At 72.8% G+C, this 14,283-nt stretch carries 10 protein-coding genes; 6 read left to right on the top strand and 4 right to left on the bottom strand.

Annotated elements, in window-relative coordinates; genetic code table 11:
* The first annotated feature begins 211 nt into the window (after positions 1-211).
* The gene (locus AQJ54_RS23390) at positions 212-1,687 is read left to right on the top strand and encodes a glutamate-cysteine ligase family protein (protein ID WP_062240686.1); all 1,476 of its coding nucleotides are present in this window, start codon (positions 212-214) and stop codon (positions 1,685-1,687) included.
* Here AQJ54_RS23390 and AQJ54_RS23385 read toward each other — a convergent pair whose 3' ends face one another.
* Both AQJ54_RS23385 and AQJ54_RS23380 read right to left on the bottom strand, forming a co-directional pair.
* On the bottom strand, positions 1,688-2,785 hold the full coding sequence (locus AQJ54_RS23385; RefSeq protein ID WP_062240684.1) for a Gfo/Idh/MocA family protein: 1,098 nt from the start codon (positions 2,783-2,785) through the stop codon (positions 1,688-1,690).
* Positions 2,755-3,465, bottom strand: a complete 711-nt coding sequence (locus AQJ54_RS23380) for a ThuA domain-containing protein (RefSeq protein ID WP_062240682.1) — start codon at positions 3,463-3,465, stop codon at positions 2,755-2,757. The genes AQJ54_RS23385 and AQJ54_RS23380 overlap by 31 nt, the downstream gene beginning before the upstream one ends.
* A gap of 208 nt (positions 3,466-3,673) precedes the next feature.
* On the opposite strand from AQJ54_RS23380, the gene AQJ54_RS23375 reads away from it, so the two are divergent.
* Positions 3,674-4,816 (top strand): S1 family peptidase, encoded by a 1,143-nt coding sequence (locus tag AQJ54_RS23375; protein WP_062240680.1) that lies wholly within the window; start codon positions 3,674-3,676, stop codon positions 4,814-4,816.
* Positions 4,817-4,868: 52 nt separating this feature from the next.
* Here the strand turns inward: AQJ54_RS23375 and AQJ54_RS23370 are convergent, their stop codons facing one another.
* Positions 4,869-7,067 (bottom strand): protein kinase domain-containing protein, encoded by a 2,199-nt coding sequence (locus AQJ54_RS23370; protein WP_248845421.1) that lies wholly within the window; start codon positions 7,065-7,067, stop codon positions 4,869-4,871.
* A gap of 277 nt (positions 7,068-7,344) precedes the next feature.
* On the opposite strand from AQJ54_RS23370, the gene AQJ54_RS23365 reads away from it, so the two are divergent.
* The 3 genes from AQJ54_RS23365 (at position 7,345) to AQJ54_RS23355 (ending at position 12,775) form a co-directional block, all read left to right on the top strand.
* Positions 7,345-10,164 (top strand): tetratricopeptide repeat protein, encoded by a 2,820-nt coding sequence (locus AQJ54_RS23365; RefSeq protein WP_062240678.1) that lies wholly within the window; start codon positions 7,345-7,347, stop codon positions 10,162-10,164.
* A gap of 215 nt (positions 10,165-10,379) precedes the next feature.
* Entirely contained in the window at positions 10,380-11,504 is a 1,125-nt protein-coding gene (locus AQJ54_RS23360; RefSeq protein ID WP_062241297.1) for a hypothetical protein, read from the top strand.
* Positions 11,501-12,775 (top strand): hypothetical protein, encoded by a 1,275-nt coding sequence (locus AQJ54_RS23355; protein WP_062240675.1) that lies wholly within the window; start codon positions 11,501-11,503, stop codon positions 12,773-12,775. The genes AQJ54_RS23360 and AQJ54_RS23355 overlap by 4 nt, the downstream gene beginning before the upstream one ends.
* A 28-nt stretch (positions 12,776-12,803) precedes the next feature.
* Here the strand turns inward: AQJ54_RS23355 and AQJ54_RS23350 are convergent, their stop codons facing one another.
* Positions 12,804-13,550 (bottom strand): phosphotransferase family protein, encoded by a 747-nt coding sequence (locus tag AQJ54_RS23350; RefSeq protein ID WP_062240673.1) that lies wholly within the window; start codon positions 13,548-13,550, stop codon positions 12,804-12,806.
* A gap of 84 nt (positions 13,551-13,634) precedes the next feature.
* On the opposite strand from AQJ54_RS23350, the gene AQJ54_RS23345 reads away from it, so the two are divergent.
* Positions 13,635-14,279: a DUF6629 family protein gene (locus AQJ54_RS23345; protein ID WP_062240671.1), complete on the top strand. Its 645-nt coding sequence runs from the start codon at positions 13,635-13,637 to the stop codon at positions 14,277-14,279.
* Positions 14,280-14,283: the final 4 nt, after the last annotated feature.

Here is a 14,283-nt window from a genome sequence, read left to right as displayed (position 1 = left end):
GAGGTGTCCGACTCCTGCTCCGCGCGCACCCCGGGTCGGTGAGGCACCGCACCGTGCGAAGTGAGCAGGAGCGGCCGCTGGTGCGGGGTGCACGTACCGTGACCGAGTCGTCGCACACCGCCCCGGTGGCCCGCGCTGACTGGGCGAGGAGCGTCCGAGGTGGGACTCTGGGACCGCAGAGGCAACCGCCGGGGGGACTCGGGAGGGCCCTATGGGACGTGATGTGCCGGCTCTGGTGTTCACGCGGGAGGACCGCCGACGGTACCGGGACAAGATGCACACCTGCCTGGACGTCCTCGCCCAGATGCTGCGCGAGTCCGGTTTCGAGAGCGAGCGGCCGCAGGTCGGGCTGGAGATCGAGCTCAACCTGGTGGGCGACGACGGCCGTCCCGCGATGCGCAACACCGAGGTGCTCCGGGCGATCGCCGACCCCGCCTGGTCGACCGAGCTGGGCCGCTTCAACCTGGAGATCAACATCCCGCCCCGCCGGCTCCTGTCCGGCGGCCCCGGCTCCTGGGAGCAGGAGATCAGGGACGCGCTCAACCACGCCGAGGAACGCGCCTCGGCGATCGGCGCACACCTGATCATGGTGGGCATCCTGCCGACGCTGGGCGAGTCGGACGTGGACGAGACCGCCCTGTCCGGCGACCCCCGCTACCGGCTGCTCAACGAGCAGATCTTCGCGGCCCGCGGCGAGGACCTGCGGATCAGGGTGGACGGCGTGGAACGCCTCGCCATGTACGCCGACGCCATCACCCCCGAGGCCGCCTGCACCAGCACCCAGTTCCATCTCCAGGTCGCCCCCAAGGAGTTCGCGGACTACTGGAACGCGGCCCAGGCGGTCGCCGGGGTCCAGACCGCCCTCGCGGCCAACTCACCCTTCCTGTTCGGCAAGGAGCTGTGGCGCGAGACCCGTATCCCCCTCTTCGAGCAGGCCACCGACACCCGTCCCCAGGAGATCAAGGCGCAGGGCGTACGGCCCCGGGTGTGGTTCGGGGAGCGCTGGATCACCAGCGTCTTCGACCTGTTCGAGGAGAACGTGCGCTACTTCCCGGCCCTCCTGCCGATCTGCGACGAGGAGGACCCGCAGCAGGCCCTCGACGACGGCGGCGTCCCGGAGCTCGGCGAACTCACCCTGCACAACGGCACGATCTACCGCTGGAACCGCCCGATCTACGCCGTCACCGACAGCGGCCCCCATCTGCGCATCGAGAACCGGGTCCTGCCCGCCGGACCCACGGTCGCCGACACCATCGCCAACGGCGCCTTCTACTACGGCCTGACCCGCGCCCTCGTCGACGAGGACCGGCCGGTGTGGACGCGGATGTCCTTCTCGGTCGCCGAGGAGAACCTGCACACCGCGGCCCGTGACGGCATCGACGCCCGCCTGTACTGGCCCGGGGTGGGCGAAGTGCCGGTCACGGAACTGGTGTTGCGGCGCCTGCTGCCCCTCGCCCACCAGGGTCTGGAACTGGCCGGCATGGACGCCGAGTGGCGCGAGCCCCTGCTCGGCGTCATCGAGCAGCGGTGTGTCACGGGCCGCAACGGCGCCCTGTGGCAGGCGGAGACGGTCCACCGACTGGAGAAGGCGGGCTGCGACCGGCAGGAGGCGCTCCGCCGGATGACGATGACCTACATGGACTACATGCACCTCAACGCGCCCGCGCACACCTGGCCGGTGGACTGATCACCGCCACTCCTCCACCGGTGTCAGCGGCACCGGGGCGGGCCGCTGCACCGACGTCGACAGCTCGATCCGGCGTCCTTCGGCCGAGGAGCGCAGCAGTGCCGTCATCGTCTCCAGGACGTGCAGGGCGAGTTCACCGCTCGCCCGCGCCGGGCGCCCGCCGTCGGCGGCGACGAAGTCGAGCAGCCCGACCCCCCGAGCGCCACCGACGTACCCGGCCGAGGGCGGGAGCGTGCGCCGCTCGGACCCGCCGAGCTCCAGGAGCCGTACCTCGCCGTCGAAGTGGTTCGGATCCGGGACCGTGAGGGTGCCGGTCTCGCCGTGCACCTCGATCGGCGCGGCCGTGGTGCCCACGCCGTCGAAGCTCGTCGTGAGCGTCGTCAGGGCCCCGCCCTCGTGTTCCAGGACACCGGAGACATGGCTGTCCACCTCGACCGGGATCCGCTCGCCCGCGCGGGGACCTGAGCCGATGACCCGCTCGGAGCGCAGCCGGCTCGACGCCCCGATCACGGCCCGCACCGGGCCCAGCAGATGCACCAGCGAGGTCAGGTAGTACGGCCCCATGTCCAGCAGCGGGCCACCGCCGGGGGCGTAGTAGAAGTCGGGCTGGGGGTGCCAGCGTTCGTGACCCGGGGTGATCATGACGGCCGAGGCGAACAGGGGGCGGCCGATCGCACCGGCCTCCACCGCCGCCCGTGCCGTCTGGACTCCGGTGCCCAGGACGGTGTCCGGCGCGCATCCCACCCGTACGGACGCCTTCGCCGCGGCCTCCAAGACGGCCTGGGCGTCGGCGAGTTCGGCGGCCAGCGGCTTCTCGCCGTAGACGTTCTTGCCGTGCCCGATGGCGCCGAGGGCGATCTCGGCGTGGGCCGCGGGCACGGTGAGGTTCAACACCGTGTCCACGTCAGGGCTGTTGAGCAGTTCCGCCACGGACAGCGCCCGCACGCCGGGCAGTTCGGCGGCCACGGCGGCCGACCGGGAGGCGTCGAGGTCGGCGACCGCGGTGACCCGCACCGCGTCGCGGCCGACGAGGGTGTCCAGGTAGGCACGGGAGATGACGCCGAGACCTACGACGCCGATGCGGTGCGCGTCGCCCACAGCATGCCCCTCTCGATGACGGTACGGACGTTCGGGTTCTCCAGCACGTCGAGGCTGTGTCCCGGGGTCGTCACCACGACTCGTCCCGCGCCCCACTGCCGGGTCCAGACCGCGGGGGAGGTGACCGGCCGGTGCCACGGCTGCCACGGCCGGGCGGGATGGGTGGTGGTGGCGAGGACGTCGACCAGGTCGTCGTGCAGCACCCAGTACTGCTCGGTGTGCAGTTCGAAGTCCTCTATCCCCGCGGTGATCGGATGCTCACGGCCGAGGTCGGTGACGTTGATCGTGTACGGGAGGAAGTTGTCGGACTCGTCGCCCGCGCGCTCGCACGGCTCCTTGCCGGGGTGGGTCGCGAACTGCCCGCCGACCAGGTGGAGGTAGTCGGAGGAGGCCCGGAAGGAGTCGGCGATCCCACCGTGCCAGCCGGTGAATCCGGTCCCCGCCACCACCGCCGCGCTCAGCCCGGACAGCTGCTCGGGCTTGATCTCCGACATCGTCACGCACTGTACGACGAGGTCGGTCTCGGCCATCGCGTCGGCGTCGGCGTACACGTCGGTCGACTCCTCGATCAGGACGTCGTAGGCGTGGTCGCGGAGGAAGGGCAGGAAGAGCTCCGTGGCCGCAACCGGCTGGTGCCCCTCCCAACCACCTCGTACCACCAGGGCTTTCTTCCGCGTCATCGCGTTCCTTCACGTGCGGGGAAAAGGGTCACCCCACTATCGCCCGCCGTCTCCGCCCGACAAAGGGGTGGCAGGTGCGCGAAATTTTCGCGGCCGGAAATTGGTATGGACCTGAGAGGCTGGCGCGGTTAGGCTCTGCCCCGCCACACCACTGAGAGCGCTCTCAGAGAACTCTGCCGTCCCGTTGCCACAACGAAGGGCAATCTCCATGAGACGCAACCGCATCCTGCGCGCGGGCCTCGCCGTGCTGCTCCTGCTCGGCGCCGGCGCCACCGCCGCGACCACCCCCGCCACCGCCGAGGAGAAGGCGCCCGCCTCGGCCGGGCTGCTCACCGCGATGCAGCGGGACTTCGGCCTCACGCGCCAGCAGGCCGAGGCCAGACTCGCCGCCGAGAAGAAGGCCGCCGCCCTGGAACCGGTGGCGCGCAAGGCCGCCGGCGCCTCGTACGGCGGCTCCTGGTTCGACGCCGACCGGGGCACCCTCACCGTCGCCGTCACCCCCGGCACCTCCACCGGCACCCTCCAGAAGATCCGCGCCACCGGTGCCGGTGTGCGCACGGTCGCGCACAGCGCCCGCGCACTCGCCGCCACTCAGGCCAGGATCGACAGGATCACCGCGCCCGACGCCGTCAGCAGTTGGCACGTCGACGCGAAGGCCGGCAAGGTCGTGGTGAACGTTGTCCGAGGCCGACAGGGTGACAACGATGTCCGGGCCTTCCTCGCCCGCGCCCGTGCGGCAGGACCCATCACCGTCCGCGAAGTGGCCTCCGCGCCCACCACCTTCGCCGCCGGAACCGTCGGCGGCGACCCCTACTACACCGGCAACGTCCGCTGCTCCATCGGCTTCTCGGTCTACGGCGGCTTCGTCACCGCCGGGCACTGCGACCAGCACACCGGCAGCGTCTACGGCTGGGACCGCAGCTACGTCGGCACTTTCCAGGGCTCCTCCTTCCCGGACAACGACTACGCCTGGGTCAACGTGGGCAGCGGCTGGTGGACCGTCCCGGTGGTGCTCGGCTGGGGCACCGTCTCCGACCAGCTCGTACGCGGCTCCAACGTGGCGCCCGTCGGCTCCTCCATCTGCCGCTCGGGCTCGACGACCCACTGGCACTGCGGCACGGTCCTCGCCATGAACGAGACCGTCAACTACAGCCAGGGCGCGGTGCACCAGATGACCAAGACCAGCGTCTGCGCCGAACCCGGTGACTCCGGCGGCTCGTTCATCAGCGGCGACCAGGCCCAGGGCGTCACCTCCGGCGGCTGGGGCAACTGCTCCAGCGGCGGCGAGACCTGGTTCCAGCCCGTCAACGAGATCCTCAACCGCTACGGCCTGACCCTGCACACCTACTGAACCGGCCGACTCGGTGGGGGTCCGGCCCAGGTGCCGGGCCCCCAACGCCCGTTCAGGTGACGTCGGGCACCGAGAAGACACCCGGCCCGGTGACCCCGTACAGCACGTCGCCCACCAGCAGCGGCGGTACCGAGCTCGGCGAGAGCTCCTCGAAGGAACGGCCCGTCGTGTCGAAGGACGGGGACGTACGGCCGATCTCCTTGCCCGTCCTTGGGTCCAGCGCCAGGACACTGGTGTCCGGCATCGTCACGTACAACCGGCCGTCGTGGTAGGACGGTTCGCTGAAGACGCGCAGGTCGCGGGAGCTGGACCACAGCGGCTTGCCGCGCTTGACGTCGAGGGCGAGCAGCGTCTCGTTGCCGTAGTCGAAGATGTACAGCGTGTCGCCCACGACGAGCGGCGGCGCCTCCGGCTGGACGCTCCAGGGGAAGTCGATCCGGCGGCTCTTGCCGGAGTGGAGGTCCTGCACGAAGAACTCGGCGGAGACGCCCGAGTCGCCCTCCCAGCGGGCGTAGTAGGCCGTGCTGTCGTGGATCGTGGCCAGCCAGAGACCGCCCTTCGGGGCTGCCACACTGCTCAGCGTCCGGCCGCTCCGCGCGTCGATGCGGGCGATGCCACCGGACCCGCCGCGCAGATCCGCGTAGAGCGTGCCCTCGGGGCCCTCGTGGAAGGGGCTCGACGAGGTGGTGCTCAGCTCGCGCCGCCACAACTCCTTGCCCGTGCGCGGCTCGTACGCCGCGTAGCGCGCGGCGGTCCCGGGGGAGGCGGCGGAGGCGTCGAGCGTGTCGAGACGGACCAGCAGTGCCTTGCCCAGGTAGTCGAAGTCGCCCAGGGGGCCCTTGAGTTGCCACAGGAGCCTGCCGGTTCTCGCGTCGTACGCGTCGACCCCCTGCGAGCGGTCCGCGCTGTAGACGAACACCACGCCGTCCCGGACGACGGGCTGCCGCAGCGAGAAGCTGCTGACCTGCTTGCGGCTCATGGGCCTGGTCCAGTCGGTCTTTCCCGTCGCCGGGTCCAGCCGCATCAGCGCGACCTCTTCGGAGGCGCAGAAGACGCCGAGCGCGTCCGGAGTGCACGAGGGACCGAGGCCCCTCGGCTCGTCCTTCCCGTCCGACCCCAGCGTGTTGTGCCAGGGCCGCCAGCCCGCCGGGACCTTCCCCGCCGACGGCGACCTCGGGGCGGCCGGCACGGCTTCCCCGACGGTGCTCGCCGGGTCGTCCTCCATCATGGCGACCGCGGCCGCCCCGGTCCCGCCGAGAAGCAGCACGGCGGCCACGGCGGCCCACAGCCTCCGCCCGCGCCGGCCCCGAGGTCCACGGCGTTCCGTCCGGAGCGCCTCGGTGCCCCCGAGCGGCGACACCACCGCCTCCGTCGGCGCGGTCTCCGGCGCCCGGGACCGCTCCTCGTCCGGCGCGCCGTCGGACAACTCCTCCGGCAGCGCCGCCAGCGCCTCCAGCACCTCGCTCGCGGTGGGCCGGTCCCCGGGCTCCTTCGCGAGACACCGGGCGACCAACGGGCGCAGCTCCGCGGGCAGTTCACCCAGCCTCGGCTCGCCGTGCACGGTGTTGTACGCGGCCAGGTAGGCGTTCTCCGCCTCGAAGGGGCTGTGCCCGGTGGCCGCGTACACGAGGACCGCGCCCAGCGAGAACACGTCCACGGCGGGACCGACCTCGTGCGGCCTGCTGAACTGCTCCGGAGCCATGAAGGGCGGTGAGCCCATCACCATGCCGGTCTGCGTGCGGACATCGCTGTCGGCCGCGCGGGAGATGCCGAAGTCGATGACCCGCACCGCCCCGTCGTCGCCCTCGCTCTCCAGCAGCAGCACGTTGCTCGGCTTGAGGTCCCGGTGCACGACCTCCGCACGGTGGATCTCCCGCAGCGCCTCGGCGAGTTCGGTGCCCAGGCGGCGCAGTGCGGGCCGGTCCAGCGGCCCCGTCTCGCCGACGCGTTCGGCGAGGGTACGGCCCGGGACGAACGCGGTGGCCATCCACGGCCGTGCCGCCTCCGGGTCGGCGTCCACGACCGGTGCCGTGAACGCGCCGCTGACCCGCCGGGCGGCGGCGATCTCCTGCCGGAACCTGGCCCGGAACTCGGGGTTGTCGGCGTAGCGGGTGTGCACGACCTTGACGGCCACGGCCCGTCCCGACGCCGATCTGCCGAGGTAGACGACACCCATGCCGCCGGTCCCGATCCGCGACTCGATCCGGTAGCCGCCGACGGACTCCGGATCGTGCTCGCGCAGGGTCACCATGTCTCCTTCACCGCTGCCGGCCTGGACGGCTGCGGTCCGGACCCCTCTGACAGGAACTCCTCACTCTAGAGGGGCACCGATCCGCGCGGGACGCCCCTCTCGGCCTTGCCGTGTCCCGAATCGGCAGCCCCACGGTTCGCTGGAGGAACGCAAGGGGTCAATCCCGGCACGTGGCCCTATTCTGAGGAGGATGAAGGGGGCTCGGGGCGGGAGTGCATTCGGTGAGGTTCCGGAATCCGGGGGGTCGTTCGGTCCGCTCGTCGTCACCGGACAGCCGATGCACCTGAGGACCGCGCAGGTCGAACTGCCCGCGGAGAACCCCGATCCGACCGTGCTGCCCTCGATCACCCTGCTGGGCCGCGGCTGGGCCCCGTTCGCCGACGCCCGGGAACTGCCCCTGCCGCCGGGGCGGTTGCTCGCCGGTCAGTACCGGCTCATCCGGCCCCTCGGCTACGGCGGCATGGGCGAGGTCTATCTCGCCCTCGACACCAAGGTCGACGACCGCGAGGTCGCCATCAAGATGCTGCGCCCCGAGCGGGCGGGCGCCGCGGCCGGCGCGCTGGCCCGGGAGCGGCGCGCCCTGGTCGACCTCGGCCACGACGACATCATCCGCGTCTTCAACTACGGCCACCATCCCGAACTCGGCGACTTCCTGGTCCTCCAGTACGTGGACGGGCTCACGTTGGAGGAGGTGCGGGCGCGGGCCAGGCTGAACCCGGGGGAGTTCGGCGACCGGCGCTTCCACGAGTTCGTGCTCGCGTACGGGGTGCGGATCCTGTCCGCCCTCGCGTATCTGCACGCCGACCGGCCCGGCAAGGTCTACGGCGACCTCAAACCCGACAACGTCATGCACGACGGCACCACCACGAAGATCATCGACGTGGGGAGCGTACGTCCGGCCGGGGCGCCGGGGATGACGACGGACGGCTTCAGAGCACCGACGGTCGGGCCGAACGGCGAATCCACCGGCCAGGACGACCTGTTCAGCCTGGGGGAGACACTGCGGCGACTGTGCGGGCTGGGCCGGTCGGCGGAGGACCTGGCGCGGTTGGGGGATCTTCGGACGCTGGAGGAGTTGCGGGGGGTGGGGGAGCGGGGCGTCGGGTCGGGGGCAGGGCCGGGAGCCGCGCAGGGACGGGGGCAGAGGGCGGGGCTGGATTCGGGCTCGGCCTCGACTCCGGTGGCGGCATCGAAGCCGCCGTCGGGGCCAAGGCCGGGGCCGGGGGCCGGAGTCGGGGAAGTGCCGGGTGCCTTGGAGACACCGGGCATCGGCGAGGGGGGCGGTGCCGGGGAGGGCCTCGGAACCGAGGAGGCACCGGGGTGCGAAGGCGCGCCGGGTCGAGAGGGCATGCCGGGTCGAGAGGGCGCCTTGCATCGCGAAGGGGTACCTGGTCGCAAGGGGGCGCCGGGTGTCGAAAGAGCGCCCGGTGGCGAAGGCACGCCGGGTCGAGAAGGCGCGCCGACTCGGGAAAGGGCCTCGCATCGCAACGGGGCGCCGGGTCCCGAAGGGGCACCCGGCACAGAACGCGTGCCCGGCACAGAACGCGTGCCCGGCACAGAACGCGTGCCCGGCACAGAACGCGTGCCCGGCACAGAACGCGTGCCCGGCGCAGAACGCCTGCCCGGCATAGACGGCGTGCCCGGCACAGTAGGCGCCCCCGCTCCCCGCAAGCCCTCGCCGGTCTCCAAGGACGCCTGGTCCGTAGCCGATGCCACCGCCCCCGTCCCCCATGGGCTCGGTCTGGTTTCCCTCGCTCGGGTGCTGCGTCGCGCGACCCTGCGTGTGCCGGCCGGGCGGTTCGCCGACGCGCGGGAGATGGACGAGCAATTACGCGGTGTCTTCCGGGAGTTGAGATCCCTGCGGACCGGCACCGAGACCTTCGAGCCCTCCCCGCTCTTCCTCCAGTCGCCCTACGCCCTCGACGGCGCCCTCGGCTCCGCCCCGCCGCTCGCCCACTGGGCCGCACCCGGCGCCCCGACCCCGTTCGCCCCACCGCCGCCCGCCGAGGTCGCCCAACGCCTGCCCGTCCCGCGCCCCGACCCGCACGACGAGCACCACGCCGAGCTGAGCCGGCTGGCCGACGCCGCTCCTGAGGCCCTGCTCCAGCACATCGGCGACTGGCCGGACTCCACCGAGGTCCATCTCCTGCGCTGCCGACTGCGGTTGCGCAACCCGGCGGACGGACCCGACGCCGCGGCACGGGAGTTGCGCGCGGCCGAGACACGGATCGGCCCCGGGCGTGCCCCCTACGACTGGCGGCTGGACTGGCACCGGGGTCTCCTCGCTCTGGCCCGGGGCCAAGTCACCGCGGCCTGGGGCCACTTCGACCGGGTGTACGCGGCGATCCCCGGTGAGTACGCGCCCAAGCTCGCCCTCGGCCACTGCGCGGAACGCCTCGGCCACGGGCACGCGGCCCTGACCTTCTACGAGGCCGTACGGCTGCGCAACCCCTCCCTCGGCAGCGCCGCCTTCGGCGCCGCGCGTGCCCGCCTCGCACGGGACGGCGAAAGGGCCCACGAGGAGGCCGTACGCGAACTGGACGCCGTACCGCAGCACTCGCGGCACCGGACCCCCGCGCGGACCGCGGCCGTGCGGATCGGCATCGAGTACGTGCGCCGCGCCGAGCGCGACGATGACGTGCCGCGGCGGCTGCGTGAGGTGCTGGACCGGCTCGCCCTGCTCTTCCACGCCCACGGCCTCACCGACGAGGAGGCCAGGGTCCGGATGACCGTCGAGGTCTGGGAGGCCGTACAGGGGGCCCTCGCCCGCGGTGCCCTCGACGCGGCGGGTCTCGCGGCCCTGTCCGCGGGTGCCGACCCCCGGCTCGGTCTCCCGCCCGACGAGCACGCCCTGCGCGAGGACCTCTCCCGCCGCTACGTCACCCTCGCCCACCAGGCCGCCCGTTCCACCGCCGCCGAGGACGCCGCCGTGGCCGAGAGCCTCCTGGACCGTGCCTACGAGACACGTCCGCTCGCTTTCCGGCATCGCCGGGACAGCCCATGGCTCGGCAGGAGATTCGCAGACTGGCTCCGGACGACCGCCCACGCGTCCTCGCGCGGAACGCCCGCCCCCTCCCGCGGGCCGGAACCGCCGTGACGGGCCAACTCGCTCGCCGGACGGCCCGTTTCAACGCCGTCGAGGACGCCCGTGGCTCGGATTCTTCTGGACCGTGCACACCTGATCCGTCCGTTCGCCTCCCGACTTCGCAGGGACACCCCATGGCTCGGCAGGAGATGCGCCCGCTGACTTCCGGCGGCCCCCCACGCGGCCTCACGCACACCGCACGTCGCCTCACGCGGGCCGGAGCCGCCGTGACCGCCGAACTCGGCCGTCGGGTCCGCCGCTACGCCTGGCCGTCGAGCGCCGACCGGCGCAACCGCGGATATCTGCGGGACCGGCTCGTCGCCCTGCCGTTGCTCGCCGTGGTGGCCTTCGGGGCGCTCGGCTGGGCCTACGCGGGCGCGCGCGACGACTCCGCCTACCTGCGCGATCGCGCCGCGCCCGCCCTGGTCGACCTCGCCGACGCCCGGGCCTCGCTGCTCATCGCGCAGGGCGAGGCCGAGCGCAACCTCGACGAGGGGCGCGCGGCCGAGCTCAGCGGGCTCAGCGACCGGTACCGGACCCGGATCGCCCGTGCCACGCAGAGCCTGAACCAGGTCACCCGCAGCGGGGCCCTCACTGTCGCCGAGGAACAGGAACTGCGGGTCGTGTCCGCGCTGGTGGTCGACTACACCAGCCGGATCGGCCGGGCCCAGGGTCATGCGGGCGACCCGGTGCTGCGTGACGCCGAACTCTCCTACGCGCGCAGCATGCTCTGCTCCCGGGCCACCGACGCCACCCGTACGAACCCCTACCCCGCATGCCCGGCCGCGACCGGCTCCGCAGCGACCTCGATCGTGGACCGGGTGACCGGCCTGGAGGGGCGACTGCGCGCACGCCTCGCCGACCGGGCCGCCTGGGGCGCCGGCGGCATCACCGCGGTGGTCGTCGCCGCGCTCGCCCTCGTCCTCCTGGCCGCAGGGCTGTGGCGCACGGTGGCCTTCCTGCGCCGCCGCTTCCGGATCCGGCTGAGCATCCCCCTCGCGGCCGCCGCCCTGCCCCTGCTCGCCGTGCCCTTCCTGGCTGTTGACGCCCTGCTCGCCCTGCACGCCCAGCACGAGACCGTCGCCCTCGCGGACGCTTTGGCCGAACGGACCTCGCCGCCGGTCGAGATGATCGCCGAGGAACGCCCCTTCGCCGGACCGGACCCGCGGGCCGTCGAGACGCTCCGGGTCCGGATCGACGAGACCCTAGCGGACGGACGGTTCGCCGCCCTGGACGGAACCGCCCCGTTCGTGTTCCCCACGGGCCTGGTCGCCGCGGCCGTCATCGCCGGCGCCCTGCACACCTACCGCCGTGAGTACCTCGTCGTCACCCGACCGGGAGCCCTCGCATGAGCCGCCTGCTGCGCACCCTCCTCGCGGCCTGCCTGCTCGCCCTGGTCCCCGGCTGCGGCACGGACACCCGCGACCCGCTCGTCGTCCTCGGCCCCTGGACCGGCGAGGAGGGCAAGGCCTTCGAAGCCGCCCTGGACGAACTGGACGACGGGACGGGACGGACGTACACCTACGAAGGAACCCGCTCGCTCCGCGAGACGCTCGTCTCACAGCTGGAGGCCGACGATCCGCCGGACGTGGCGGTCCTCAACAGCATCGGCGAACTCACCGAGTACGCCCGCCGCGACAAGCTGAGGCCTCTCGTCGACGAGAGTGCCGAGCGGGCCTTCGCGCCCTGGTCGCCGACCCTGATCGTGGACAACAGGCAGCGCACTTTCTGGGTGCCGCTGAAGATCGACCTCAAGAGCCTGGTGTGGAGCAAGCGGGGCGCGCCGGGCGACCGGCCCACGTGGTGTGTCGGCCTCGCCTCGCAGGCCACCTCCGGCTGGCCGGGCACCGACTGGATCGAGGACCTCGTGCTCCACCGGGCCGGACCCGCGCTCTACACCCAGTGGGCCACGGGCCGCCTCGACTGGCGTGACCCGGCCGTCAAAGGGGCCTGGACCAGCTGGGCACGCCTGCTCGGCAAGCGCACCCCGGAGGCGGTCGAGCAGTCCCTGACCACGTCGTTCGAGGGCACGTCCACGGCCGACGGACAGCCGCGCGGGCTGCTCGACTCGCCCGGCTTCGACTGCACGCACGAACACCAGAGCGCCTTCATCCGGTACGTCTACGCCGGCGACGACGTCGAGGTGGAGCCGTCGGCCCGTTATCTGGGCGGTCCGTCCGCCTACCGGGACACCTTCGAGGTCGCCGGTGACATGGCGGCCGTCTTCAGCGACGACCCGGACGCCCAGGAACTCGTGGCGCGGCTGTCGAGCCGGGCCGGGCGCGAACTCTGGCGCGGCGAGGCGGAACCCGAGGTGCGGCCGCTCTTCCCGGACACCGCCGGGCTGGCACTGCCGAAGTCCGCGACCCCGGTCGAGCGCGAGATCCACTCCCTGCTCACCTCCCGCGCCCACACCCTGTGCTTCGACGCCTCCGACGTGATGGCGCCCGAACTCCGCGACGCCTTCCACCGGGCCGTCCTGGAGTTCTTCCGTGACCCGACGGAACGTCAGCTCGACTCGCTTCTCGACCAGTTGGAGACGATCCGCGTCCAGACGAACACCGACTCGGGTACGGACCGCAGCTTCCGCCCGCCCCAGGCGATCTGCGAGCCGCAGGGGTGAACGGTCCGGCGGCCACAAGAACTCGGTCTCACATCCGGGATCTCAGCACATCGACCTCACACCCCGGCGCGAACGGGTCGAAGCCGTGTTCGCCGAGCCAGCGGACGATCAGCAGACTGCGCAACGACCACCACGCGCGGATCACGTCGAGGTCGACGTCCGTGCCGTAGCCGGCGAGGACGTCGTCGAGGTGCTCCTCGTGGCCGAGCGTGAAGGTGGCGAGGTCGTGGAGGGCGTCGCCCCGGCCCGCCTCGGACCAGTCGATGATGCCCGTGACCTCGTCGCCGTCGACGAAGACGTGCGCGATCTGGAGGTCGCCGTGGGTGAACGCCGGAGTCCACGGCCGGAGCGCGGCCTCGGCGACCCGGCGGTTGCGGGCGACCAGGTCGGCGGGCAGGACACCGTTCGCCACGAGCACCTCGCACTCCTCGTCGAGTTCCGCCGCCAACGCCACGACGTCCCGGCCGGCCTGTCCCGGCCGTGGCGGCAGCGGCGCGTCGTGCAGTCGGCGGATGGCGGCGCCCGCCGCGGCCCAGGCCGCCGGCGATCCGGTCGACGGCCCGCCCAGGCGCCCGAGTGTCGTTCCCGGGAGGGCGGCGAGCGCGAGGACGGGCGGCCTGCACCACAGGACTTCGGGGGTCGGGACCGGCGCGAGGGACATCGCCTCGACCTCGGCGTCGAGGCGCGCCCGATCGGCGTCCACCTTCAGGAACACGTCCCCGACGCGCAGAGTCGCCCGCTCGGCATGGGCGACGACGACCTCGACCTCATCCATGGACGCCCAGTATCCCGGCGACGTTCACCGACGTCGCCGGATTTCCCGCGTACGTGCGGTGCCCGGTGCTGACATGGTGGTGTCATGTGCTGGAGTGCGACAGCTGATCTCGTGGCGGGTGCCGCCATCACCTCCGTCGGGGTGGCGTGTGTGGCCGGGACCCGGCGGGCCGGGGACCTCCCGCTGGCCGCGCTGCCCCTGCTGCTCGGCGCTCACCAACTGGTCGAGGCCCAGGTCTGGCACATGGGCGGCGGAACCGGTGCGGCCACCCTGGCGTGGGCCGTCATCGCCCTGCCCCTCCTCGCGCTGTGGGTGCCGGCGGGCGTGTGGTCCGCCTCCGCACGCCGGGCGAGGCGCCGCGTGACCCCCCTCGTCCTGCTGGGGACGGCGACGGCCGCGTTCCTCGCGTACGGGCTCGCCACCCGCCCGGTCCGGGCCGAGATCCGCGGCCACACCATGGCCTACGTCATCGGACTGCCCCACGCCCGACTCCTCGTCGCCGGCTACCTGGTCGCCACGGTCGGCGCCCTGCTGCTCTCCGGCGAGCGCCGGCTCACCGTGCTCGGGATCCTCGTCGGCGCGGGTGCTCTGGTGTGCTGGCTGCTGTGGCGGCTGGAGTTCGTGTCGACCTGGTGCGCGCTCGCGGCTCTCTGCTCGGTGGTGCTGTACGGCTGGGTGCGCCGAGGTCCCGCGCCGAGGCCCCTGCCGGCGTGGGACACCCGGTACTGATCGG

Source organism: Streptomyces griseorubiginosus (assembly GCF_001514195.1).
In the GTDB taxonomy this organism is placed as follows: Bacteria; Actinomycetota; Actinomycetes; order Streptomycetales; family Streptomycetaceae; genus Streptomyces; species Streptomyces griseorubiginosus.
This window is presented reverse-complemented; position numbering and strand designations above follow the sequence as displayed.

Bases quoted from the DNA above. Each gene is read 5' to 3' on its own strand.
- AQJ54_RS23380 (WP_062240682.1), bottom strand. From the start codon at position 3,465: ATGACGCGGAAGAAAGCCCTGGTGGTACGAGGTGGTTGGGAGGGGCAC.
- AQJ54_RS23365 (WP_062240678.1), top strand. From the start codon at position 7,345: ATGCACCTGAGGACCGCGCAGGTCGAACTGCCCGCGGAGAACCCCGAT.
- AQJ54_RS23350 (WP_062240673.1), bottom strand. From the start codon at position 13,550: ATGGATGAGGTCGAGGTCGTCGTCGCCCATGCCGAGCGGGCGACTCTG.
- AQJ54_RS23355 (WP_062240675.1), top strand. From the start codon at position 11,501: ATGAGCCGCCTGCTGCGCACCCTCCTCGCGGCCTGCCTGCTCGCCCTG.
- AQJ54_RS23390 (WP_062240686.1), top strand. From the start codon at position 212: ATGGGACGTGATGTGCCGGCTCTGGTGTTCACGCGGGAGGACCGCCGA.
- AQJ54_RS23345 (WP_062240671.1), top strand. From the start codon at position 13,635: ATGTGCTGGAGTGCGACAGCTGATCTCGTGGCGGGTGCCGCCATCACC.
- AQJ54_RS23375 (WP_062240680.1), top strand. From the start codon at position 3,674: ATGAGACGCAACCGCATCCTGCGCGCGGGCCTCGCCGTGCTGCTCCTG.
- AQJ54_RS23370 (WP_248845421.1), bottom strand. From the start codon at position 7,067: ATGGTGACCCTGCGCGAGCACGATCCGGAGTCCGTCGGCGGCTACCGG.